This window comes from Allomuricauda sp. F6463D, from assembly GCF_023015965.1.
Lineage (GTDB): Bacteria > Bacteroidota > Bacteroidia > Flavobacteriales > Flavobacteriaceae > Flagellimonas.
Window position 1 is genome coordinate 1408081 of record NZ_JALKAN010000001.1, and the last position, 25645, is coordinate 1433725.

Genomic DNA, 25645 nt, shown 5'->3' on the forward strand with positions numbered 1-25645 from the left:
TACCTATGAATTTATTAACGGTTGAAAATATATCAAAATCGTACGGGGAACTGGTTCTATTCTCTGATATCTCCTTTGGAATAAACAAGGATCAAAAGATTGCGCTCATAGCCAAGAACGGAAGTGGAAAAACCTCCATCCTAAATATTATGTCCGGGAAGGATACCTCGGAAACTGGGCAAGTAACAACGCGGAAGGGCATCAAAATCTCATTTTTGGAGCAGGAACCGGACTTGAATCCAAATTTAACCATTGAGGAAACCATTTTCACTACCGATAATGAAATCCTGAAGGTAATCGCTGCCTACGAAAAAGCCGTTGACAATCCAGAGGACACGGAACAATACCAAAAATCTTTTGAAGCCATGGAACGGCTGGATGCTTGGGACTTTGAGACACAGTACAAACAGATTCTTTTCCAACTACAGCTTACCAAACTCGACGCAAAGGTTGCAACGCTATCTGGCGGACAAAAAAAGCGCTTGGCCCTAGCAAATGCCTTGCTCAACAAACCAGATTTATTGATTCTGGATGAACCGACCAACCATTTGGACCTTGAAATGATAGAATGGCTCGAGGCTTATTTTGCCAAAGAGAACATAACTTTGTTCATGGTGACCCATGATCGTTATTTTTTGGATAGGGTATGCAACGAAATATTAGAATTGGACAACAACCAATTGTATACATATAAAGGCAATTATTCCTACTACTTAAATGAAAAGGATTCCCGCATGGAACGTGAGGCCGTAGAGCAACAAAAATCTAAAATGTTGTATAAAAAGGAATTGGAATGGATGCGGAGACAACCAAAGGCCCGTACTACAAAATCCAAGTCCAGGATCGATGATTTTGCCGAAATAAAAACGCGTGCCCATCAACGGCGAAATGAACACGAAGTTCAATTGGAACTCAACATGGAGCGTTTGGGAAGTAAAATTTTAGAACTTCACAATATTTCCAAAGCCTATGGGGACAAGGTAATTTTAGATAAGTTTGATTATAACTTCACCAAAGGTGAACGTGTGGGCATCATTGGGAAAAACGGAACAGGAAAATCCACTTTCCTGAACATTATAACCCAACAAGAAGCGGTTGAAGGCGGTAAAGTCGTGGTTGGTGACACCTTAAAGTTTGGTTACTATACACAAAAGGGGATTCCTGATAAAAAAGGCCAAAAAGTCATTGATGTCATCCGCGAATTTGGAGATTATATTCCCTTAAAAAAAGGCCGACAAATCTCTGCTCAACAATTATTGGAACGTTTTCTCTTTGACCGAAAAAAGCAATACGATTTTGTCGAGAAATTGAGTGGAGGAGAACGGAAACGGTTGTACTTGTGTACAGTTCTTATCCAAAATCCCAATTTTCTTATCCTGGATGAACCCACTAACGATTTGGATATTGTTACTTTAAATGTACTGGAGAGTTTTCTACTGGATTTTCCCGGCTGTTTGATCGTGGTTTCCCACGACCGTTATTTTATGGACAAAATTGTGGACCATTTATTCGTTTTTAGAGGAAATGGAGTTGTGGAAAATTTTCCAGGCAACTATTCCGATTATAGAATATACGAAGACAGTAAAGTATTAGAAGAAAGAGAAAACAAGACTCTTTCTTCAGAAAAAACAAAAAACAATTGGCGGGACACCGGCGGTAACAAACTTTCTTATGCTGAACAAAAGGAATACAAACAGCTGGAAAAGACCATACAAAGACTAGAAGCAGAAAAACTGACACTTCAAAACAAATTCACCGACCCAGAATTGGATGGCGATGTAATAGCCAACCTATCCATAGAACTTAAGGAAGTAACGGATGCCATCGAACAAAAAACAGAGCGTTGGTTTGAACTTTCTTCCATGTTAGAAGAGTAAAATGTGGTTTGGAGCTGTTTCATACCTGTTTTTTTTGATTAAGTCCACCAATGAACATGGTGTGCACTCTCCCTTCATATATAAATTTGTGACCCAATGTCTCTATTCTAAAAAAAGGCTCCACAAGAACAAAAGTATCAATGTACTGCTCAAGAGCATAGCTTATTTCAATATTGAAAACATCTCTATAACTAATAAATCCATCGCGAAATTGGTTAAACAACACTATCCCAAAATTGAATTCAATGATACTGACATCGATATGCTTTTTGTTGAGGAGTTGAACGCTCCATCTTTTCAAAAAATGCTATCCGAAGGAAAATTCCACAACGATAGTCTTATTTTGATCCAGTCAATCTATCAAAATGAGGAAAGATTGGAACAATGGCAGCAGTTGATCGCTCTAGCAAGCATTACTGTAAGTATTGATATGTACCATTGTGGCCTTATCTTTATAAGAAGCGAACAAGTTAAAGAACATTTCACGATTCGAATTTAAAACGGTAATTTTAGCTTATGGAAAGTGTATTAACAAATAACACAATATGGTATGTACTTGCCGTTTTGGGGCTTATCTATCTGATTATTTTATTCAGAAACAGAAAAGCGACAAAACGTAGAAAGTCGCGCAGGTTTATGGAGGGAAAACGCCAACATGACAAGAAAGAGCGACCATAATCTACAAACTATAATTCACTTATAGAGTCTATTGACTGCTGCCATGGACCACTGACCACGATAAACAATGAAGATATACACAAAAACGGGAGATAAAGGTGCTACGGCCTTATTCACAGGTAAACGAGTGCCCAAACACCACATTCGGATTGAAAGTTATGGGACCATTGACGAGCTCAACTCTCATCTAGGTCTTTTGCGAGATCAAAAAATGGACAAACATTCCCAAAACACTCTTATTGCAATACAAGAAAAACTCTTTACAGTAGGTTCCATCTTGGCTACAGAACCCAAAAAGGATAAAAGATTAAAAATACCACGGATAAGCACGTCAGATATTGAGTTTTTGGAGCTTGAAATCGACAAAATGAATGAAAACCTTCCAGAAATGACACATTTTATCCTTCCTGGTGGACATACTACCGTGTCATACTGTCATATTGCAAGAACAGTTTGTCGACGTGGAGAACGGATGATTTCCTATCTTCATGAAAATGAGCCTGTACCGGACAATGTGCTATCCTATATTAATCGCCTCTCAGATTATTTATTTATTCTGGCACGTAAATTGTCCAAAGATTTAAATGCTCAGGAGGTTAAGTGGATTCCTGAGAAGTTGGACTGATAAATTCTGTTTTTTATCCCAAATGTTTTGTCAACAATAAAATATTTTTTAAATAATCATGTTTTTACTTGGCAGATTGAGTTTAAAAATTATTTTTGCAAAAAATTTATAATCAAACCGTTACTATGTACTGGACTTTAGAATTAGCTTCATATTTAAGTGATGCACCTTGGCCAGCAACCAAAGACGAACTGATAGATTATGCTATTCGAACAGGAGCGCCGTTGGAAGTTGTAGAAAATTTACAATCGATGGAAGAAGAAGGGGGCGAGATATACGAGTCCATTGAAGAAATTTGGCCGGATTATCCCACCGAAGAAGACTACCTCTGGAATGAGGATGAATATTGAATTCAAAAAAAACAAACCACGTTAAAAAGTCTCATTTGAGGCTTTTTTTTATGTAATTTTGACAGCCTAGCAAAAGAATTTCATTGTAATCCTATCAATGGAACAGCTTTTGACAATCAAAAGAAAAAATATTTCATGAGTTTTATTAATTCCGTAATTAAGGTATTTGTAGGTGATAAATCGCAGAAGGATGTAAAATCCTTACAACCTTTAGTGAATGAGATAAAATCCTTTGAGCAAAAACTGGAAGGATTATCACATGATGAACTAAGACAAAAAACCACTGATTTTAAAGCGAGAATTGCAGAGGACTGCAAAGAAATCAACAATAAAATTGCCAAACTAAAAGAAGAAGTTGAAAATTCGAGTGACATAGATCGTAACGAAGAAATCTATTCAGAAATTGACAAGCTAAATGAAGAAGCTTATACGATTTCAGAAAAAACACTTAATGATATACTTCCTGAAGCCTTTGCCGTGGTCAAGGAAACTGCCAAGCGATTTGCGAACAACGAAACGCTAACGGTTACAGCCAGCGAATTTGATAGAGTACTTTCCGGAGACAAAGACTATGTAACTTTAGAAAACGACAAAGCTGTTTGGCAGAACTCTTGGGATGCCGCCGGTAAAGAAGTTACATGGGACATGGTACACTACGATGTTCAGCTTATTGGTGGTATTGCACTGCACCAAGGTAAAATTGCAGAAATGCAAACAGGTGAAGGTAAAACATTGGTGGCCACCCTCCCTCTCTACTTAAATGCATTGGTAGGCAAAGGAGCCCACTTGGTAACTGTTAACGATTATCTCGCTAAAAGGGATAGTACTTGGATGGCACCGATTTTTGAGTTCCATGGCCTTTCTGTGGATTGTATAGACAAGCACAGGCCCAATTCCGATGGAAGAAGAGCTGCCTACAATGCCGATATCACCTACGGAACCAATAATGAATTTGGTTTTGACTACTTGCGCGACAATATGGCGCACACACCGGATGACCTGGTACAGCGTCCGCAACACTACGCTATTGTGGATGAGGTCGATTCAGTTCTTATTGATGACGCCCGAACACCATTGATCATATCCGGTCCGGTTCCCGAAGGGGACCGCCACGAGTTCAATGAGCTTAAACCTCAAGTATCCGATATTGTTCAAAAGCAACGCCAGCATTTAACAGGTGTATTGGCCGAAGCTAAAAAACTCATCAAAGAAGGGAATACCAAAGAAGGTGGTTTTTTACTGTTGCGCGTACATCGTGGATTACCAAAAAACAAAGCCCTCATTAAGTTTTTAAGTGAAGAAGGTGTTAAACAACTGCTACAGAAAACCGAAAACTTCTACATGCAGGACAATAATAGGGAAATGCCCAAAGTGGATGAGGACCTATTGTTTGTGATTGATGAAAAAAACAATCAAATTGAACTTACGGACAAGGGAGTAGATCATATCTCAACAGATCAAGACAAAGAGTTTTTTGTAATGCCCGACATTGGTAATGAGATAGCCAAAATCGAGAACCAAGATCTGGATATTGAAAAAGAAGCCGAGCTAAAAGAAGGACTCTTTAAGGATTTTGCCATAAAGAGTGAGCGTATCCATACCATGACACAGTTATTAAAAGCATATACCCTTTTTGAAAAAGATGTGGAATATGTGGTAATGGACAACAAGGTGATGATTGTTGATGAACAGACAGGACGTATCATGGACGGGCGCAGGTACTCGGACGGACTTCACCAAGCCATTGAGGCCAAGGAGAACGTGAAAATCGAGGCCATGACACAGACTTTTGCTACCGTCACCTTGCAAAATTACTTTAGAATGTACAATAAGCTGTCCGGAATGACGGGAACAGCAGTTACAGAGGCAGGAGAATTTTGGGAAATCTATAAGTTGGATGTTATGGAAATTCCAACCAATAGACCCATTGCCCGTGACGATCGACAAGATTTGATCTATAAGACCAAACGTGAAAAATATAATGCCATCATAAATGAGGTCACCAAAATGTCGCAAGCAGGAAGACCCATATTGATCGGTACCACATCTGTTGAAATCTCGGAGTTGTTATCAAAATTATTGAGCGTACGCAACGTTCCGCACAATGTACTGAATGCAAAACTTCATAAAAAAGAGGCCGATATTGTAGCTGAAGCAGGTAAGGGTGGGGTTGTAACCATTGCCACCAACATGGCCGGTAGGGGTACCGATATTAAATTATCCCCAGAAGTAAAAGAGGCCGGTGGTTTGGCCATTGTAGGTACAGAGCGTCATGATTCCAGACGTGTGGACAGACAGCTGAGAGGTCGTTCTGGGCGTCAGGGAGATCCAGGTAGCTCCCAGTTCTATGTTTCTTTGGAAGATAACCTGATGCGTTTGTTCGGGTCGGACCGTGTAGCCAAAATGATGGACCGCATGGGATTGGAAGATGGTGAAGTGATTCAGCACTCCATGATGACCAAATCCATTGAACGTGCGCAGAAGAAAGTAGAGGAAAACAACTTTGGTATCCGTAAGCGTTTGCTGGAATATGATGATGTAATGAATGCCCAACGTGAGGTAATCTACAAAAGAAGAAGACATGCTTTGCAAGGAGAACGTCTAAAGGTGGACATAGCCAATATGATTTATGACACTTCTGAAGCCATTGCGGAAACCAATAAAATGGCTGACGATTATAAGAACTTTGAGTTCGAGCTTATTAAATATTTCTCAATTACATCACCAATAAATGAAGAGGAATTCAAGAAAATGAGCTTTCAGGAAATCGCGAATACCGTTTATCAAGAGGCTTACGATTTCTATAAGAAAAAAATGGAGAGTAGCGCCACGGTAGCGTTCCAGGTAATCAAAAAGGTATACGAGGATGAGGCCAACAAGTTTGAACGTATTGTGGTTCCTTTCACGGATGGCATCAAATCACTGAACGTGGTAACCAACTTGGAGAAAGCCTACAACAGTAATGGAAAACAGTTGATTACGGATTTTGAAAAGAACATTGCCCTGGCTATCATTGATGATTCTTGGAAAACGCACTTGCGTAAAATGGACGAATTAAAACAGTCCGTTCAGCTAGCGGTCCACGAACAAAAAGACCCATTGTTGATCTATAAGTTCGAAGCATTTGAACTTTTCAAGGAGATGATGGATAAGGTAAACAAAGAAGTAATATCCTTCTTGTTCAAAGGTGAGTTACCTTCGGAGAACACCGCTCAAATCCAAGAAGCCCGTAACGTTCGTAGACCAAAGGAAAAGCTTCAGACTACAAAAGAAGAAATTCCAAACAGCGATGAATTGGCCGCTCAGAACAGAGCTGCTGGACAAACGCAAGGCCAAAGACCACAAGTGACCGAAACAATTGTGCGTGAAAAACCTAAAATTGGTAGAAACGAAAAAGTAACCATTAAAAATGTAATGTCCGGAGAGAGCAAGACCGTGAAATACAAGCAAGCGGAACCCTTGATAGACAAAGGAGAATGGGTCTTAATCAATGATTAAAACATTCTCTAAATTTCTTATAAAGTGACAGTTATTAAAGCTGTCACTTTTTTTATATCAAAAACATAATTAGATTTACAGCTTAAACACCCCATTAAGCTACACTATCGCTCCATATCAACTTATATGCGATAGCGTAACATTCACGTGCAGCATATGAAGATTCCTAATAAGGATACATATAGATTAAAAGATAAGATTGATTTGATACTTAAGGTAAATTACAATTCATCCTTCTTTGCTGCCATTTTTGGATTGGTCTGCTTTTTCTTTTTGGATATACAAGGAACAATAGTCTATACTTTTTTAGGTTATGCACTGTTAAATCTGGTGAACACAATATTATATCAGCAACATAAAAGATTACTGCTCACCTACAACTTGACTTCTATCTTTTCAATGATAGGAGCTATAATCATTACCTTATACAGTGGTGGGATTCAAAGCCCTTTTATCTTTGTGCTCGCCATAATTGTTTTTGCAGGTTATGTTACCACAAAAGTTTTTGGACAACTGTACCTCATTGTAAATTTGGCCGTGCTAACCCTACTCTTTCTTTATGATACGGGAAATTTTAGAATTTCTGAAAATACAGTTCCCTTGGAATCTAGAAGCTGGTTTGCTTATTTAAGTACCGTTTTTGCGGTATATCTCTTGGGTGGAGTTTTTGGCAAGAATTTATTGCGGGCGCACCATAGATTGTATAATTCCCGTAACGAGATACAGGAACGCATCGAAGAAAAGGAAACACTGCTAAAAGAAGTACATCATCGAGTAAAAAACAACTTACAGACCGTTTCCAGTCTTTTAAGCTTGCAGTCTAGAGCAATCGATGATAGCAAAATCAGTAGCATTATCAAAAGTAGTCAAAACCGTGTGGTCTCCATGGCCATGGTACATGAGATGTTGTACAAGCGAGATGATTACCTGTCAAAAATAGAACTTGAACCTTACGTACAGGAACTTTGTGATTATTTGGTTCGATCGGTTAAAGGAAGTGGTAACGATGTAAAAGTGAACCTGGACATTAAAAATTACAAGCTTAGTATCGATACGGTAATTCCGTTAGGATTAATCATCAATGAAACCATAACAAATGCTTTAAAATACGGTATTGCTGAAATTAGTGATGGTGAAATCCATGTCTCCGTTGACAAAATCAGTGCTAATAGATATAGAATGTACTTAGGTGATAACGGTATCGGATATTCTGAGGAAATAAACCCTAAAACATCCAATTCCCTAGGGCTAAAACTAATTTACAATTTGACTCGTCAACTTAGAGGTTCCATTACAAGGGATTACGCTAAAAAAGGTACATACTATACTATTGAGTTTCAAGAGGTCATTGAGCAGTTCAACTCGATAGATCAATAGGTACATCTGTTACAAAAAAGAAAGGCCGGTTAAAACCGACCCAATCTATTCCAATATAAACTTAAACTTCTAAGACTTTCTTTCTCTAAAATAAAAGGCAATACTTGCCAAAATAAACGAAGTGCCAAGAAACAACACAAAAGGAATTATAAATCCCAACATTATAATTAAGCTAATTTAGCTTTGTTCTTTTTTGTTCTAAAAGAAAGCTCCTTTTTGATTCTAGAGTTTTTAAACTTGTACAATCTTACCATTTTCCTGTCCTTTCTGATTGTATTGTTAATTTCTACATTTAACTCAATACTTTCAGTAATAGTATCCACTTTATTATCATTAGAGACATTTTGGGCAAAACCCATAGTTCCGAAAAAAGTGATTGCGATGATGGTGAATATTGTCTTCATGTTGTTGTTTCTTTACGATGTAAAATTACCTTGGATGACAGGTTCAAATAGATTTCTATCGCTCAATGACACTTTTATGTCGGTGAATATTTTTTTTTCGGGTAAAGTGTTTTTTATCGTCGATGAGTGTTTTAAAGGTCTAAAACATGATACCGAACGAAGCTGCATTTCATCGATCATTCATCATGTAGGACAGATATAAGTAACTGAACATCAAACATTTATTTGTAGGAAAAAGATTATGTTTTATTAATTATTGTAGGAAAAAACAACTACTTTAAAGATTCATTAATCAATCTGACGAAAACAGGTTCTTGAACAAGAAATGAACGATTAACAATTTTTAACGCCCATCCAAGTAATTGTTGGTATCTTATTACAACCAAAGAATAAACTAAAAATGAAAGTTGTGAAAATTCCATTTATAATACTGCTCTTGTTGGCATCCATTAGTTGCCAATCCAAAAACAAATCGGATAAAGAAGATATCGCTCAAAAGGAGCAGATAAGAAATAGTTGGGACGACAACGAACCAATGTCCGATCAACTTCAAGAATACAACATCGCCTACTTTGCCAGTGGATGCTTTTGGTGCGTTGAAGCGATTTTTGAAAGTGTAAAAGGAGTTAAGGAAGTGTATTCAGGATATTCAGGAGGTTCGGAAAAAAATCCTACCTACGAAGAAGTGTCTTATGGCAAAACCGATCACGCGGAAGCTGTTGCTGTATATTATGATCCAAATGTTATATCGTTTCCCCAATTGGTGGCAGTGTTTTTTGGCTCACACGACCCCACTACACTCAACAAACAAGGACCGGACCGTGGCGCACAATACCGTTCCATTGCTTTTTATAAGACCGATGTAGAAAAAAAGGTCATACAGGACTACATAGACAAACTGGAAGATGAAAATGTTTACGGTGACAGACCCGTTGTCACAGAGGTACAATCCTTTGAAAAGTTTTATAAGGCGGAAGAATATCATCAGGATTATGAAAAGCGAAATCCAAATAACAGTTATATTAGAAATGTTTCCATTCCCAGATTAAATCGTTTTAAAAAGAACTTTAAGTCCTATCTAAAGGATAATGTACATTAAATAAAATAGTGGAAGGTAAGGTAGGTCCATCCTTGTAGGAAGAATGTGTTGTGCAGAATGAATTGAAGTGGTTCTTTGGGACAGTATCAAAATCAGTCCTTTAGAACCACCTCGCTATATTTGGAATTGATAGTGATGGTTTTACCCTCATTCTTATCAATATGATAGCCGGTATGGACATTGGCACCATTTTTTTTGGTCGATACCAGTTTTAATGCCTTGGGATATGTAAAGTCGGAAGTGGTTTCATATACTGAAATCACATAGGGAGTTTCTGGCAATTTGCAATTCAACTCTCCATTTTCCATAGAAATATCAATGGTGTTGAAGGTATTGGAGACTTCATCAATACTCAATGCCCCAAAATCATTCACAACAGCAACCTTGCCGGCCAAACGGCCTATAACCACATTGGATGATACCGAATTCAGGTTTAATTCCTTTACCTCTTTTAAATTAATGTTATCGGAATAATCTACACTAAGCTTTCCGTAATTCCAGTTTTGGACCGTCACGGGCGAGTAGGAAACCCGAATGTCCGTAGTGGCACCATCAATAGTAGAGGCAAGCAAGCTTGCATAAGATAAGCTTGCATTGATGTTCTTGGTATTTTCTGCAAGCTTTACCTTGCCATGCCTCACATTCATATTAAGTTTCATGTATTTGGGCATTTTAATAATGATTCGTTTTTTGACTTTATACTCTTTATGCTGACCATCGGAGGAGAAGTAGAACACATTTGGGCTTCCGTGGATCGTTCGGGCCTCCTCACGAAGTTCCTTTCTCAGTTCTGCCTGCTCTGCTCGTAACTCTTCTCTTTGCGCGCGCATTTCTTCGCGTTGTTCCAGCAGTCTTTCGTGCATCTCTTCTCTCACTTTTTCGCGTTCCTCCCTCATTTTCTCCCGTTCTCCACGCAGTTCCTCTCTATGGGCCTCGCGCTCTTCCGCCATTTTTTCCATCTCTTTCCCCCATTCCTCAAAACGCTCCTTGTATTCTTTATCAAAAGTTTTATCAAACTCCTTCTTCCATTCCTTCATGTACTTATCACCATCCTTTTTATAGGCATCATAATCGAATTGAATTGGGGGAAGCGGAGGCATCGGAGGTACAGAGGGCATCGCTGCTATTTCTGGAAATACAATCTCTGGCATTTCTGGTATCTCCACATTTGCAATAATTTCTGCGACCGAAGGCATTTCAGGAATGTCAATATTAAATCCTTGAAAATCGAAAGTATAATTAGGTCCAGCACCTTCTGTACTCACTTCGATTTCCCTGCTATTGCCCATAATTTTAACCAGATCCCTTTCAAAATAAGCATCGGCCTCCGCTTCATCCACTCCTTCCAGTTCAACCACTGCGGTAATCTCCACTTGGTCCTTGTTCCAAGTCTCGAATTCAATATCGGAATAACTGGTATTGACGTTCAATTCCGTATCCTTGTTCACATTAAAGGTCTCCTTGTAGGTTTTGGACTTCTCCTGTGCTTGGCAAGTAAACCCTACCAGCAACAGGAGCAATCCGCTACACAATATTTGATGATTCCTGTTCATTTTTTGATGATTTTAATTGATTCAATTTTGTTTTCAACTTTTGCAACAACTGCAACCTTAGCTGTAGGTTATTGATTAAAGCATTAATGGTTTGATCATTGGGACCTAACTCGTTCAACTCTTGGTTCAGTCTGTGATATTCCTTGTTCAGTTCTGCCAACCTTTCCATATAACTGTCCACTAGCTCCTTATTTACAGAGTCGTCGGCCAATTCGGCCAACTGTAAATTAATAGTAGTTGTATAATAGGTCTCAATCTTTTTAAGACCAGGCGAAAGATCTCCCAGTGAAATACCCTTAACTTCAGTGTTCGAATGATTACCGTCCACTACTGTTACCTCTTCATTGGGGTTTGTGGCACTTTCATTACTATTGAAATAATAAATAGATAAACCCACAGCCACCACAACAGATGCTGCAATCTGCATCCAAAGGGAGAACACCTTTCTCTTTGGAGGGTCATTGGGCAGCTCAGTCTCCAGCTTGGCAAAAAAGCGGTCCTCATGCCCTTGCTTCATATTGAAGCGTTTTTGCTCCCTTTCCTTTTCAAACAGTTCTCTAAGATCACGTGCCATAAGCCATATCTTTTAATTTTTCTTTCAATTGTGCCTTTCCTCTTAACAGGCGGGTCCGGGATGCGGTTTCCGTTATGCCCAAAATTTCTGAGATCTCCGCATGATCATACCCTTCAACCAAGAACAGTTGCACAACATATCTATATTTTTGTGGAAGTTGTTCAATGGCCTCCTTCACCTGTGCAATGGAAATCCCCTCCTCCACCGACCAATCATGATCCTCCGCCATATGTAAATAACTTTCCTTTAATTCTACCGTTTGTTGATTTTTTGATTTTAAAAAATCAATACACCGATTCACAACGATTCGTTTCAACCATGCTCCAAAAGTCACCTCTCCCTTAAATTGCCCTATACGCTGAAATGCTTTTATAAAAGACTCCTGCAATACATCTTCCGCATCATCCGCATTTTTAAGAAATCGCATAGCCACACAAAACATGCCATCGCAATATTGATGGTACAGCTTCATTTGCGCCTGACGGTCGTTCGTCTTGCACTTTTCTACAAGCTCGATATGGAGCACACTTGGTTCTATGTCTGGTTCTTTAGTTGTTCTGTAGTAAGGACGATGCAAATAATGCAACGTTGCAAATTAGGTTGTTTTTAATTGATTTTTAACAAAAAAAGCCCTGCTGATGATTTCAACAGGGCTGATTATTAAAAAGTTATGTGATTTATTCGTCCATTAATAGATTTAGATGGACGGTAATATTGTCGCGCGTAGCCTTACTGTAAGGGCACATTTCGTGAGCTTCCATAATTATGGTTTCACCCATTTCCTTAGTCACTGTAGGCAAATACGTATCCAAGGTCACTTCCAAAAAGAAACCATCCTCTTCTTTATTGAATGCCACAACAGCAGTTACACTAAAATCTCCAAGATCATCCACATCATGGCTTTGGGCAACAGCTTCTACCGCACCAGCATAGCAAGTGGAGTATGCAGCAGCAAAAAGTTCTTCTGGGTTGGTAGATTTCGGATCGGGTTTTCCGTTGGAATTCGGCATACTGATATCAAAATCCAAGACGCCATCCTCGCTCTTTACATGTCCTGCTCTACCTCCTGTATTAGTGGCCTTTGCCTCAAAAATAGTCTTCATCTTTTAAATGTTTATAGGTTCTTAAAAATCAGCACCTGCATGGCAACCGATCATTTAACGAATAAGGTACCAAATTGTAGCGTGAAGTCCTGATAACAGATATTAAATTTTTGTGAAATGGATAAATGAAAAAATCCCTATATACTCTTGAAGTTCACGCAAACCCGTAAAATCTTTATAAATTCGTGTTGATTTAGATGAAATCGCCCTTGACAGAAGAAAACAAAATATACCCGGATACCATTTCCAAAATCAAATCCCTTAGAAAGAAAGAAATTTCCGCCGAAGATTTGGCCCAAGGTATTTTTGATGGGAACAAAGCCATGCTCGCCAAGGCCATTACCTTATTGGAAAGCACCAAACCGACCCATTTTGATACCGCAAACACCATAATAGAAAAGTGTTTGACCCGACCCAACAAAAGTATTCGGCTGGGCATTACCGGAGTGCCGGGAGTAGGAAAAAGCTCGTTTATAGAAACCTTGGGCAAAACATTGACAGAACAAGGAAACAAAGTGGCCGTTCTCGCCGTGGACCCTTCCAGTTCGCTGAGCAAAGGAAGTATTTTGGGAGACAAAACCCGCATGGAGACCCTTGCCAAAGATCCCAATGCATTTATACGTCCCTCCCCATCAGGAACCTCTTTGGGCGGGGTGGCACGGAAAACCCGTGAAAGCATTATCCTCTGCGAAGCAGCAGGCTATAATGTGATTTTAGTGGAAACTGTAGGTGTGGGCCAAAGCGAAATTGCCGTGCACAGTATGGTGGATTTTTTCCTTTTACTGAAATTATCAGGTGCTGGGGACGAACTCCAGGGCATTAAAAGGGGTATTATGGAAATGGCAGATGCGATTGCCATCAACAAAGCAGATGGTAGCAATTTGGAACACGCCAAACTTGCAGTTACCGAGTTTTCTAGGGCTTTGCACCTTTACCCTCCAAAGGCCAACGGCTGGACACCAAAAGTGATGATGTGCTCCGCAACAGAAAATACGGGCATTTTTGAAATATGGAAAACAGTTCAAAATTTTGTAGAACACACCAATAAGAACGATTTTTTTGAGAAAAATCGTAAGCTACAAAACAAAAACTGGTTCTTTCAGACCGTAGATGAGTACATCAAACAATTTTTTCATCAAAAACAGACCTTTAAAAAAGAACAGACCAAATTATTGACAGCTATCGAGGAACATAAAATATCACCCTTTTACGCTGCCAAAATCCTATTGGACAAGATTACCAAGGAACTTTAAATAAAAGCAATAAATTTGCACAGATTTTATACTGAATGAGCACTGTCACCGATTCTCTTTTATCCATAGTAGTTCCTTTGTACAACGAAGAGGACAATGTGGTTCTTTTAACCGAAAGAATCAATGAAAGCCTTGAAGGTTACAACTATCAAATTGTGTACGTAGATGATTTTTCTACCGACAAAACCCGAATCAAAGTCAAGGAAATGGACGACAAAAGAGTCCACCTCATTGAACTGAAAAAAAACTATGGCCAGAGCTTGGCATTAGCTGCTGGAATAGATTATGCCGAAGGTGAATACATTATCACCATGGACGGAGACCTCCAAAACGACCCCTCCGACATTCCACATATGTTGGAAATAGCAGTGGAAGGCGAGTATGACGTAATCACCGGAATAAGACAAAAAAGAAAAGACTCGTTGGTAAAAAAGATACCTTCCAAAATTGCCAATTTTTTGGTGCGAAGGGTTACCAAATTGGATATTAAAGACAACGGTTGCGCACTCAAAGTATTTACGAAAGATATAGCCAAGGGATTAAATCTCTATGGTGAAATGCACCGTTTTATTACACTATTGGCCTATTTGGAAGGCGCACAGATAAAGCAAGTTCCGGTGAAGCACCATGCCAGACATGCAGGTGTTTCCAAATATGGGTTGGAACGGGTTTTTAAAGTAGTGGCAGATATGATGCTGTTACTTTTTATCCGCAAGTATTTTCAGCGTCCGATCCACCTTTTTGGAATTTTTGGCGTATTGTTGATTATACTAGGGGTGCTCATTAATATGTATTTATTGATAGTTAAACTAGGATTTGATCAAGATATAGGAACAAGGCCTCTTTTAATATTTGGCATGATGTTCATTTTAGGAGGCATCCAGTTGTTTACCATCGGAATTGTAATGGAACTGTTGATTCGTACTTATTATGAATCGCAACAGAAAAGACCATATCGCATCAAAAAAATTACCATAGGTGACGGAAAACCTGCGTAAAAAGGGCATCACTGCCCTAAAGTTTATCGTTAGTGCAGTACTGATTTACTTTATTTTCACCAAAATAGAGTTGAAAGATGTGTTCCAGACCCTAAAAAAGAGTGATCCATTATATATAGGTCTGGCACTACTAATTTTTGTGTTGTCCAAAGTATTATCCGCATTTAGGACAAACTTATATTTTCATCAAATTGGGGCGAATATTTCGCAATTGGGGAATTTAAAGTTGTATTTATTGGGTATGTTCTATAACCTTTTTTTGCCGGGGGGCATTGGTGGTGATGCCTATAAAGGTTATGTTGTCCAAAAAGAATATCAGCCTGGGACTAAAAAAGTGGTATCCAGTTTATTGCTGGACCGTTTAAGTGGAATGTTACTACTCTTTGTGTATGCTTGCGTACTTGCCTTGTGGTCGAAAAACCAATTTTTTCAAAGCTTTCAATGGTTGATCATAGTAATAATTCCATTGAGTGTTGTTGCTTTTTGGTTCATGAACAAAATATTTTTCACCTCTACCCTACCCGTGTTTTGGAAATCTGTAGGGCTTTCGGCCCTGGTTCAATTGGCCCAACTTATATGTGTACTATGTATTCTGAAGTCATTGTCCGTTGAATCGGACATCATTGAGTATCTTTTTGTGTTCTTGGTATCATCCATCGTGTCCGTTATTCCTTTGACCATTGGTGGAATTGGAAGTCGTGAAGTAACATTTTTATATGGTGCCGAATGGTTGGGACTGGATGCAAGCACTTCAATAGGTATCAGCTTCACCTTCTTTTTGATAACGGCGCTCACCTCCCTTTTCGGGGTAATCTATCATTTTAAAAAGCCGCAACTCAAATCAGCGGATTAATCCAAATGCACCAAATGCATTTTGTTTAATTTTTCCTGGCGAGTGTTGGGATTCAAAAACTTGATTTGTAGTCGTGTAATCCGGAATTGGTCCACTGTAATTTGATTATTCCAATCAATTCCTTCTTGTTTTAAAAGTTTCAGCTCTTTATCAGTGGCATACACCCAAACATCTTTCATATTTTTCAAATCAGATGTGGAAATAATATTGACAGGATCTCGATCATAAAAATCCAACGCCCAGGTGTGCCTTTCGTTTATCTTATAAATTTTATCCACTTGTATATTGTTCTCCTTCACTTTTTCTGCCATATTGGAACCTCCTTGGTACTCCAATAATTTTGGATAAAAATGAGCATTCATAAAACCGTTCAACAATAGGGAGCTAAAAATGGCCACGGTCACAATCTTTGCATAGGCCGTTTCTTTTTTTAGTGTAGAATAGCTCACTAGTGCTAGAGAGAGCAGCAAAAACAGATAACTGTACCAATGTTCCAATCGGAACACATAGAAACTCACCAAAAGTGTGAAGATTACTACCAGACCCAATACAAAATACTGGATTCCCAAGACTATCTTTGTAAGCTTCAATTTTTGCTGTTGGTGTAAAACATACAAAAATGCGGCTGACAAAATCGCGTACAGGGGCATAAGGACATTCATGTAATGAGGCAATTTGAACTGGGCGAAACTAATAAGCAGGAACAAAATTGAAATTCCGCCAAAAGTCAAAAACTCCAATCCACTTCTGTATGCAAACCTAATTTTCCAAAACATTTTCAATCTGGTCCAATATCCAATTAAGGCAAGTACTGTCCAAGGCAAGAACACCCATAAAAACGTATGAAAGAAAAAGAAAAAATCACTACTGTTCTTTCCCATCCCTTCACCACTCATGCGTTCAAAACTCTGTTCCCAAAAAATAAAAAAGATTCCGCTTCGGTTGTCCTTACCGCGAATCACCTTCTCGGGATGCAAATCAAATTGATGGTAATAGGCGTACAACATGGGAGCAATCGTTAATCCAAAGACAATAATCGCAGCCAAAACCTTCCAATTGAGCAATTGCTGCCACTTTCGGGTGTAGGCCAAATGGCATAGTATCGATATACCTATAACTACCAAAGCTATTTGTCCTTTGGTGGAAAAAGCAATTCCTGCACCAAAGGCACCTAAGGCAATACTTTTTAAGGTGCTTTTTTCGATATAAGTCGCCAACTGCCAAATAGAAAAGATAGTGAACCCTGTCAAGACAGCATCGGTACGAACGTCGATATTGGCCAAGACCATGGTTTGGGCTGTCATAAAAATCAAAGAAGACAATCGCCCTACATCTTTGTTATAAAGCAATTTTCCAAGACCGTAGCAACTGTAGGCGCCCAATAAAGTGGATAAAATACCCGGTATTCTGTAAGCCCAATCGTATAAGCCAAAAATTTTATAGGAAAGTGCTGCCAACCAATAATGCATGTGTGGTTTGTCCAGATACTCTTCAGAGCCTTTAAATAGGCTCAAAAAGTCGTTCTCCTGAACCATTCGCATCGCCATTACAGCAAATTGGGCAGAATCGTTCTCAAACAAGGTGGCAAACATTCCAATGATGTAAACCAACAATACCAACGCAATATAAAACCAATATCTGCTGGTTGAGATCATACCCCTGTTTTTTGAAAAACAAATATAGCCAACTTGGCCCATAACCATCCGAAGAGCGACCCTACCAAAGCACCGGTGATCACATCCAAGGGATAATGCACTCCTATATAAATTCGACTGTAGGCCACAACACATGCCCAAAGCAATAACAGCCAAGAAATATATTTCACCTTGTTACGAAACAAAACGGTAAAGAAAATGGCAGGACCAAATGAATTGGCCGCATGAGCAGAAAAATACCCAAATTGCCCTCCACAATAACTTTTCACCAAACGCATTACACCACTTACTTCGGGGTCATGACAAGGTCGAAGTCGACCCACACCATACTTGAAAAAGTTGGATAGCTGATCGGTACAAGTTATCAGCAGTGCGATAGACACTAAAATTATACCAGTTCCCTTCCAACCAAAGGTTCGGTAGGACAAATAAAGTAAAAGGAAATACAGTGGCGCTGAATTTCTGGTAGTTGTCATGAACATCCAAAAACCATCCCAAGTTTCAGTTCCCAATCCGTTAAGGAACAAAAAAAGTTCTTTATCGTACTGTAATAGCTGTTCGAACATTATTTATCGTATCTGGATACTTCGCGATCATAAAAAGCGGTGGCCGCTTCAATCAAACTCTCCGCTTCATCCGTTAAATCTGCCTCATCTTCTTTGGAGAATTCTTCCATCCACTCCACTTCATCATTTTCCAGATTGATGATGAACCGTGGGTATTCGGTATGGACAATAAAAATGGCCTCGGGATAATCCGTGTTATCTGCCAATAAAAATTTAGGTAGTTCCATGTGCTCTTATTTTGATTCCAAAATGGAATCGAATATCTATATTTTTATTATGTCATGTTGAACTGGTTTCAACATCTCATTTCAATTTTTCTTTTTATGATGAGACCCTGAGACGAGCTCAAGGTGACAAAACTATTGTTCAATCATTTTCTTGGTCAAAAAGTTAAATCGAAGATACAACATTACGGCCGATACGGTAAGCCCAGCCAACAATCCTATCCAAATCCCTGTGCTCTCCAAACGTGTATGAAGCCCCAGATAATAACTGATCGGAAAACCAACCAACCAGTATGCAATAAATGTGATCAACGTAGGTACCTTTACATCTTGCAAACCACGCAAAGCCCCCAAAACCACCACCTGAAGTCCATCAGAAATCTGAAAAAACGCTGCCACCAACAATAGTTTCGCTGCAATAATGATTACCTCCGTATTATCTGCTTGGTTGGCTATATCGTCGACATCTAAATAAATAGTGGGAAACCAATGTCTTCCCAATAAAAAGATAGCAGCAAACGCCACCTCCAAAATAAATGTCAAGAAAAAAATGGATTCTGCTATACGTTTTAACTCCTTATAATCGCGAAGCCCTTTCTGGTTCCCTACCCTAACCATGGCCGCTACACTCAGCCCCATACCTACCATAAAGGTCATACTGCTCAGGTTCAACGCTATTTGATTGGCAGCTTGTGAATTTTTTCCAAGCACACCACTTAACCAAACAGCTCCGGTGAAAATGGCAACCTCGAAAAACATTTGCAATGCGGACGGAAAACCAAGACTGATAATCTTATCCATCACTTTCTTCTCAATCTTTCTAAAATTGAAGTTGGTTACATAGGATTCAAACTTCTTTTTACGCTTCAATAAAAACCAAATAAACACTACCATGATGACACGGGATGCCAAAGTGCCCACCGCTGCACCAACAATTCCCATTTTGGGGAATCCAAAAGAGCCAAAAATCAACAAATAGTTCAGTGTGATGTTCACCACATTGGCCAAAATTGTCGCATACATGGGATATTTGGTTTGTGAGAGTCCTTCAGAAAACTGTTTAAAAGCCTGGAATACAATCAAGGGCACCAACGAAAAAGCGACCAAATCCAAATAGGGTAATGCGAGCTCCACCACTTCTGGTGGTTGTTTCATATGGTGCATCAAAGGTTTGCAAACTTGTATGAGTCCAAATAGTGAAAGTCCCAATATGGTACATAATACCAAACCATGTTTTAAGGCGCTTTTACCCGATGCTTGATCCTTTGCCCCGTCCGCTTCTGCAACCAAAGGTGTGATTGCAGTTGAAAATCCAATTCCAAGCGACATGGCAATAAATACAAAACTGTTTCCCAAAGACACGGCAGCCAACTCGGCGGTACCCAATTGTCCCACCATAATATTGTCGGCAAAAGCCACGAAGGTATGTCCCAACATACCCAGAATAACGGGATAGGACAACCTTAGGTTATAGACAAACTCTTTGGTATAATTTTGAAACACAGCGGATACTTAAAAAGGGATGCAAATATAGTTAGATTGACACCATTTTAGCACTTCTTTACGTTGGCTTATGGATAAATTTTAATGCTGCTTGGCTTCTTCCCAAAATACATCCATTTCGGCCAAGGTCATGTCACTCATGGACTTTCCTAATTCTTTGGCTTTTTTCTCTAAATACTGAAAACGTTTGATGAATTTTTTATTGGTTCGTTCCAATGCATTCTCAGGGTTTATTTTTAAGAAACGTGCATAGTTTACCATAGAAAAAAGTACATCCCCAAATTCAGACTCCATTTTATCTGGATTATTAGCCTCCACTTCTTCTTGAAGCTCACCCAATTCTTCCTTAACTTTCTCAAAAACCTGTTCTGGTTTCTCCCAATCAAAACCAACACCTGCTACTTTATCTTGAATCCGATTGGCTTTCACCAAGGCGGGCAAACCATTGGGCACACCTTCAAGCACACTTTTTTTCCCTTCTTTTAGCTTGATGTTTTCCCAATTCCGTTTTACTTCTTCTTCGTTTTCTACATTAACATCCCCATAAATGTGCGGGTGTCTATTGATCAATTTCTCACAAATACCATGCGCTACATCGGCAATATCAAAATCTTGTGTCTCAGAACCTATTTTGGCGTAAAACACAATATGCAACAAAATATCGCCCAATTCCTTTTTGACTTCTTCAAGATCGTTGTCCAAAATGGCATCACCCAGCTCATAGGTTTCTTCGATGGTCAAATGACGAAGGCTCTCCATGGTCTGTTTTTTATCCCACGGGCATTGTTCTCGCAATTCTTCCATTATGGTAAGTAGGCGATCAAAGGCTGCCAACTGTTCCGATCTTGAATTCATTTTTATCAATTTTGATCAAAAATACAAAGACGTTTGATTAGAGCATGAGCTAATTTTATGTTATTTTTAATAGTCGATTCAATGGCATATATAACACTCCTCTCCTATGAAAACCAAAGACTATTTTATTTCGATATTTCTTCTCCTTTTTTTATTGTTCAATCCTAATATCATGGCACAAAACCTAACCATTCCGCAAAAAGTGGACTCTCTTTTAAAATTAATGACCCTTGAAGAAAAAGTAGGGCAAATGAACCAATATAATGGGTTTTGGGACGTAACAGGCCCTGTGCCCGAAGAAGGGAATGCCTCTACAAAGTATGAGCACCTAAAAAAAGGTTGGGTAGGTTCCATGTTGAATGTTACGGGAGTTCAAAACGTAAGAGAACTGCAAAAATTGGTCGTGGAAGAATCCCGTTTGGGCATTCCACTTATTTTTGGATTCGATGTAATCCATGGTTATAAAACTTTGGCACCTATTCCTCTGGCCGAAGCTGCCAGCTGGGACATGGAAGCTATAGAAAATTCAGCAAAAATTGCTGCTGACGAAGCCTCGGCAGTGGGAATAAACTGGACTTTCGCCCCTATGGTGGATATTTCACGGGATGCCCGTTGGGGAAGGGTCATGGAAGGGGGCGGTGAAGACACTTATTTGGGGTCCCATATTGCCAAGGCCCGGGTAAATGGTTTTCAGGGCGGTGATCTATCCGAAGAAAATACCATTATCGCCTGTGCCAAGCATTTTGCCGCATACGGATTTGCGGAGGGGGGCAAGGATTACAATACTGCCGACATTGGCACATCCACACTTTACAACTCAGTGCTACCTCCTTTTAAGGCTGCGGTGGACGCCAAGGTACGCACAGTGATGAACGGGTTCAATATTTTGAACGGAGTTCCCGTAACTGGAAGTGCTTTTCTTCAGCGGGATATTTTAAAAGATAAATGGGGTTTTGATGGTTTTGTGATTTCCGATTGGGCCTCCATTGGCGAACTTGTTCCCCATGGTTACGCCAAAGACTTGAAACATGCCGCTGAACTTGGCGCTAATGCAGGTTCCGATATGGATATGGAAGCATCTGCTTATATTTCCCATTTGGTAAGCCTCGTAAAGGAAGGGAAAGTATCCAATGAGAAAATAAATGATGCTGTTAGGCGTATCCTGACCGTTAAGTTTGAGCTTGGCCTTTTTGATGACCCCTATCGTTATTGCAATGAGGAACGGGAAAAGGAAAGACTCTATCACCATGACCACCAATCGGGAGTACTGGATATGGCCAAAAAATCCATCGTACTCTTGAAAAATGAAAATAATCTGTTGCCCATCAGCAAAAATCAGCAAAAAATAGCAGTGATCGGGGAATTAGCAGATGACAAGAACAGCCCATTGGGCAGTTGGCGATTGGGCTCCGACAACAACACCGCTGTTTCGGTTTTGGAGGGGCTAAAAAAGTATTCTGATAATATGACCTATGCAAAAGGTCCAAAAGTTTTTAATTCGGATGCCGATTTTTTAAACGAGGTCCAAATAAATGAAACCGATACCGCTGGAATGGACGAAGCCGTGGAACTTGCCAAACAGTCAGATGTTGTGCTCATGGTATTGGGCGAGCATGGTTTCCAAAGTGGAGAAGGCCGAAGCCGGACCCAATTAGGACTGCCAGGACTTCAACTGGAATTGTTGAAAGAAGTATACAAGGTAAATCAGAACGTTGTATTGGTCCTGATGAACGGCAGGCCGCTTGCCATAACTTGGGAAGCCGAAAACATTCCTACCATATTGGAAACATGGCAATTGGGCTCCCAAACAGGCAATGCAATAGCAGATGTCGTTTTTGGGGAATACAATCCGAGCGGAAAACTTCCTATGACCTTTCCGCGAAGTGTTGGTCAGGTCCCAATTTACTACAACCATTTTAGTACAGGGCGACCTGACCCCCAGCCCAATGTATTTTGGTCCCATTACAGTGATGAAAAAAATGAGCCGTTGTTTCCATTTGGATATGGCTTGAGCTATACTACATTTGACTATTCAGATTTAAAAATAGACGCCTCCGACCAAGAAAACATAAAAGTTTCCGTTACGGTGACCAATACCGGAAAAATCCAAGGCGAAGAGGTGATACAACTTTATATTCGTGATAAGGTTGCCAGCGTAACTAGACCTGTCAAGGAATTGAAAGGATTTCAAAAAATCAATGTAGCTCCAAATAGCTCGAAAAAAGTTATTTTTACCCTAACCAACCAAGAATTGGGATTTTATAACCATAATTATGACTTTGTAGTGGAACCTGGTGAGTTTGATATTCTTGTAGGCACTAACTCACAAAAAGGGCTCCAAGCCAACTTTGTTAAAAACTAAACAAACAGAATGCGATATTTTTTTATCCTCTTTTTAATATTTTCAGTTACCGCACAAGCACAATTGCCCTTTGAAAAAGAAGTGCAACAGATAAAACAACGAAATGATTCTCTTTGGGAAAGCTCCAAAGAGACTATAGTTTTCACGGGAAGTTCAAGTATACGTTTCTGGAATGATATTCAAGAGCGTTTTCCACAACATCAAGTTCTCAATACAGGTTTTGGTGGTTCTCAATTTTCTGATCTGGAACATTATCTTGATGAATTGATTTTGAACTACAATCCTGTAAAGGTTTTTATTTATGAGGGAGACAACGATGTCTTCGCCAAGAAAAAACCTAAAAAAATCATGCAACTTGCCGAAAATATCCTTGATACGTTAAAACAAAAAAAACCGGATATGGAGATTGTGCTCATCTCCGCAAAACCAAGTATTTCCAGGTGGAAATTTAGAGGGAAGTACCGACGCTTGAATCGAAAACTCCATAAACTGGCATCCGAAACCAAGGGAATTGATTATGTGGATGTATGGTACCCCATGTTGGACAAAAGAAAGGTAAAACAAGACATATTCATCGAAGATGGCCTGCACATGAACACAAAAGGTTATGACATCTGGTACGATGTCATCAAAAATTATATGGACTAAAATCAAGCAAAGGTGATTTATAGATCAATATTGGTGTTCGTAACAATTCTCTCATTGGCAGCTTGCCAAACCAAAAAAGAGGAGATTAATTTTCCTAAAACCGACCTAGCGAAAGCTCCCTTGATACCCAAACCGATCAAAACAATTTCTACGGGCAACGCATTTGGCCTAGATTTAAATACAGTGATCTATACATCTGCCGTCGATTCAGAATTTGAGAAAGTGGGCAAGTTTTTATCGGAACACATCAAAAACAAGACTGGACTGGATATTGGTGTCAACAGTTCCACAGGAGGCCGCTTGGAACGACTGATTTATATTAACCAATCGGACAGTGTAGATCTGGACAATTCAGAATCATATCAACTCTACATCAAAAAAGATTCCATTTTTTTGAATGCAAAAACCGCTGCAGGTGCTTTTAGAGGCGTTCAGACGCTTCGTCAACTTATTCCTGAAAGCAGTAACGATACCCTTACAGATTTTCCTATATGGGTAATACCAACCGGCAAGATATTGGATGGTCCAAAATTTGGATACCGTGGCACTATGCTGGACGTAGCGCGACATTTCTTTACCGTTGAAGAAGTAAAAAAGTATATTGATGCTTTAGCATATTATAAAATAAACATCCTTCACTTGCATCTTTCAGATGACCAAGGGTGGCGTATCGAAATTAAATCTTGGCCCCAACTCACTGAGGTTGGAGGTGTTACCGAGGTTGGTGGCGGCAAGAGCGGTTTTTACACTCAAGAACAATATAAAGATTTGGTAAACTATGCAGCGGAAAGACACATTACCATTGTTCCTGAAATTGATATGCCCGGCCATACCAATGCTGCTTCGGTGAGCTACCCCTTTTTAAATGGCAATGGAAAAGAGATAAAGCCCTATATCGGCACTCGTGTTGGCTTTAGCACATTTAATGCAAGAAAAGATACAGTTTACAGCTTTCTGGATGATGTGATTAGAGAGATTGCTGCCATGACTCCCGGACCTTATTTTCATATAGGTGGTGATGAAAGCCATGTCACCAAAAAAAGTGATTATATCCATTTTGTAGAGAAAGTGGAAAAAATTGTACAAAAACACGGTAAAAGAATGATCGGTTGGAACGAAATTGCGCAAGCGGATATTAGTTCGAATGCCATTGCCCAACTTTGGAGCGAACCTAAAGATGCACTTAAAGCTGCTAAAAACGGTTCCAAGATTATTATTTCGCCCGCAGAAAAGGCATATTTGGATATGCAATACGATTCCATTTCGGAATATGGACTGCATTGGGCGGGCTTTATTCCTGTGGATTTGGGTTACCAATGGAATCCAGAAACCTACGTAGAAGGGCTTTCAAAAGAACATATTTTAGGTATAGAGGCACCTCTTTGGTCGGAGACCATAAGCAATAGCGCCGAACTGGAATATTTGGCCTTTCCAAGGGTAATAGGTTATGCTGAATTGGGATGGTCCCAAAGTGAACATCTTAATTGGGACGAATACAAAGTGCGGCTTGCCTTACAGGTTCCTTATTTGGAAGCTATGCAAATCAACTATTACCCATCAAAATTAGTGGATTGGAATAAAGAATAGATT

At 39.4% G+C, this 25645-nt stretch carries 24 protein-coding genes; 14 read left to right on the plus strand and 10 right to left on the minus strand.

The window, feature by feature from the left end:
- The first annotated feature begins 5 nt into the window (after positions 1–5).
- The 7 genes from abc-f (at position 6) to MWU56_RS06255 (ending at position 8405) form a co-directional block, all read left to right on the plus strand.
- Positions 6–1877, plus strand: a complete 1872-nt coding sequence (abc-f, locus tag MWU56_RS06225) for a ribosomal protection-like ABC-F family protein (protein WP_247043056.1) — start codon at positions 6–8, stop codon at positions 1875–1877.
- 34 nt (positions 1878–1911) lie between these two features.
- Positions 1912–2376, plus strand: coding sequence for a hypothetical protein (locus MWU56_RS06230; protein WP_247043057.1), 465 nt, complete (start codon positions 1912–1914; stop codon positions 2374–2376).
- 17 nt (positions 2377–2393) lie between these two features.
- Positions 2394–2555 (plus strand): hypothetical protein, encoded by a 162-nt coding sequence (locus MWU56_RS06235; protein ID WP_247043059.1) that lies wholly within the window; start codon positions 2394–2396, stop codon positions 2553–2555.
- 67 nt (positions 2556–2622) lie between these two features.
- On the plus strand, positions 2623–3180 hold the full coding sequence (locus tag MWU56_RS06240; protein WP_247043061.1) for a cob(I)yrinic acid a,c-diamide adenosyltransferase: 558 nt from the start codon (positions 2623–2625) through the stop codon (positions 3178–3180).
- Positions 3181–3305: 125 nt separating this feature from the next.
- The gene (locus MWU56_RS06245) at positions 3306–3530 is read left to right on the plus strand and encodes a DUF2795 domain-containing protein (RefSeq protein ID WP_013551418.1); all 225 of its coding nucleotides are present in this window, start codon (positions 3306–3308) and stop codon (positions 3528–3530) included.
- A 135-nt stretch (positions 3531–3665) separates the two neighbouring features.
- A complete protein-coding gene (gene secA, locus MWU56_RS06250) occupies positions 3666–7028 on the plus strand; it encodes a preprotein translocase subunit SecA (protein WP_247043063.1) in 3363 nt (1120 codons plus the stop codon).
- Between the two features lie 156 nt (positions 7029–7184).
- On the plus strand, positions 7185–8405 hold the full coding sequence (locus MWU56_RS06255; protein WP_247043065.1) for a sensor histidine kinase: 1221 nt from the start codon (positions 7185–7187) through the stop codon (positions 8403–8405).
- A 167-nt stretch (positions 8406–8572) separates the two neighbouring features.
- Here MWU56_RS06255 and MWU56_RS06260 read toward each other — a convergent pair whose 3' ends face one another.
- Positions 8573–8809, minus strand: a complete 237-nt coding sequence (locus MWU56_RS06260) for a hypothetical protein (RefSeq protein ID WP_247043067.1) — start codon at positions 8807–8809, stop codon at positions 8573–8575.
- Positions 8810–9209: 400 nt separating this feature from the next.
- Here MWU56_RS06260 and msrA point away from each other — a divergent pair, with 400 nt between their 5' ends.
- Complete coding sequence (gene msrA, locus MWU56_RS06265) at positions 9210–9908, plus strand: peptide-methionine (S)-S-oxide reductase MsrA (protein WP_247043069.1); 699 nt, start codon at positions 9210–9212, stop codon at positions 9906–9908.
- Between the two features lie 92 nt (positions 9909–10000).
- Here the strand turns inward: msrA and MWU56_RS06270 are convergent, their stop codons facing one another.
- The 4 genes from MWU56_RS06270 to MWU56_RS06285 all read right to left on the minus strand — a co-directional run bounded on the left by MWU56_RS06270 (position 10001) and on the right by MWU56_RS06285 (position 13138).
- On the minus strand, positions 10001–11461 hold the full coding sequence (locus MWU56_RS06270; protein WP_247043070.1) for a hypothetical protein: 1461 nt from the start codon (positions 11459–11461) through the stop codon (positions 10001–10003).
- On the minus strand, positions 11433–12035 hold the full coding sequence (locus MWU56_RS06275) for a hypothetical protein (protein WP_247043071.1): 603 nt from the start codon (positions 12033–12035) through the stop codon (positions 11433–11435). The genes MWU56_RS06270 and MWU56_RS06275 overlap by 29 nt, the downstream gene beginning before the upstream one ends.
- Complete coding sequence (locus MWU56_RS06280; protein WP_262917804.1) at positions 12025–12507, minus strand: RNA polymerase sigma factor; 483 nt, start codon at positions 12505–12507, stop codon at positions 12025–12027. Before MWU56_RS06280 ends, MWU56_RS06275 begins: the two co-directional genes overlap by 11 nt.
- 205 nt (positions 12508–12712) lie before the next feature.
- A complete protein-coding gene (locus tag MWU56_RS06285) occupies positions 12713–13138 on the minus strand; it encodes an Ohr family peroxiredoxin (protein WP_247043072.1) in 426 nt (141 codons plus the stop codon).
- Between the two features lie 197 nt (positions 13139–13335).
- Between MWU56_RS06285 and meaB the strand changes: the two genes are divergently transcribed.
- The 3 genes from meaB to MWU56_RS06300 are packed head-to-tail and all read left to right on the plus strand — an operon-like array spanning position 13336 to position 16242.
- A complete protein-coding gene (gene meaB, locus MWU56_RS06290) occupies positions 13336–14391 on the plus strand; it encodes a methylmalonyl Co-A mutase-associated GTPase MeaB (protein WP_247043073.1) in 1056 nt (351 codons plus the stop codon).
- 35 nt (positions 14392–14426) lie between these two features.
- Entirely contained in the window at positions 14427–15389 is a 963-nt protein-coding gene (locus tag MWU56_RS06295) for a glycosyltransferase family 2 protein (protein WP_247043074.1), read from the plus strand.
- Positions 15370–16242 (plus strand): lysylphosphatidylglycerol synthase transmembrane domain-containing protein, encoded by an 873-nt coding sequence (locus MWU56_RS06300; RefSeq protein WP_247043076.1) that lies wholly within the window; start codon positions 15370–15372, stop codon positions 16240–16242. Before MWU56_RS06295 ends, MWU56_RS06300 begins: the two co-directional genes overlap by 20 nt.
- Here the strand turns inward: MWU56_RS06300 and MWU56_RS06305 are convergent.
- From MWU56_RS06305 to mazG, 5 genes are all read right to left on the minus strand, one after another.
- Complete coding sequence (locus MWU56_RS06305) at positions 16239–17897, minus strand: ArnT family glycosyltransferase (RefSeq protein WP_247043078.1); 1659 nt, start codon at positions 17895–17897, stop codon at positions 16239–16241. The genes MWU56_RS06300 and MWU56_RS06305 overlap by 4 nt on opposite strands.
- Positions 17894–18463 carry a phosphatase PAP2 family protein gene (locus MWU56_RS06310; protein ID WP_247043080.1) on the minus strand — a complete coding sequence of 190 codons (570 nt, stop codon included), beginning with the start codon at positions 18461–18463 and terminating at the stop codon, positions 17894–17896. The genes MWU56_RS06305 and MWU56_RS06310 overlap by 4 nt, the downstream gene beginning before the upstream one ends.
- Positions 18463–18690, minus strand: a complete 228-nt coding sequence (locus MWU56_RS06315; RefSeq protein ID WP_247043083.1) for a hypothetical protein — start codon at positions 18688–18690, stop codon at positions 18463–18465. The genes MWU56_RS06310 and MWU56_RS06315 overlap by 1 nt, the downstream gene beginning before the upstream one ends.
- A 132-nt stretch (positions 18691–18822) precedes the next feature.
- Positions 18823–20190 carry an MATE family efflux transporter gene (locus MWU56_RS06320; RefSeq protein ID WP_247043084.1) on the minus strand — a complete coding sequence of 456 codons (1368 nt, stop codon included), beginning with the start codon at positions 20188–20190 and terminating at the stop codon, positions 18823–18825.
- A gap of 81 nt (positions 20191–20271) precedes the next feature.
- Positions 20272–21045: a nucleoside triphosphate pyrophosphohydrolase gene (gene mazG / locus MWU56_RS06325; RefSeq protein WP_247043086.1), complete on the minus strand. Its 774-nt coding sequence runs from the start codon at positions 21043–21045 to the stop codon at positions 20272–20274.
- Positions 21046–21151: 106 nt separating this feature from the next.
- Here mazG and bglX point away from each other — a divergent pair, with 106 nt between their 5' ends.
- From bglX to MWU56_RS06340, 3 genes are read left to right on the plus strand one after another with little or no spacing between them, the layout of a single operon-like run.
- On the plus strand, positions 21152–23407 hold the full coding sequence (gene bglX, locus MWU56_RS06330; RefSeq protein WP_410548922.1) for a beta-glucosidase BglX: 2256 nt from the start codon (positions 21152–21154) through the stop codon (positions 23405–23407).
- Positions 23408–23416: 9 nt separating this feature from the next.
- Positions 23417–24055 carry a GDSL-type esterase/lipase family protein gene (locus tag MWU56_RS06335; RefSeq protein ID WP_247043089.1) on the plus strand — a complete coding sequence of 213 codons (639 nt, stop codon included), beginning with the start codon at positions 23417–23419 and terminating at the stop codon, positions 24053–24055.
- Between the two features lie 12 nt (positions 24056–24067).
- On the plus strand, positions 24068–25642 hold the full coding sequence (locus MWU56_RS06340; RefSeq protein WP_247043090.1) for a family 20 glycosylhydrolase: 1575 nt from the start codon (positions 24068–24070) through the stop codon (positions 25640–25642).
- Positions 25643–25645: the final 3 nt, after the last annotated feature.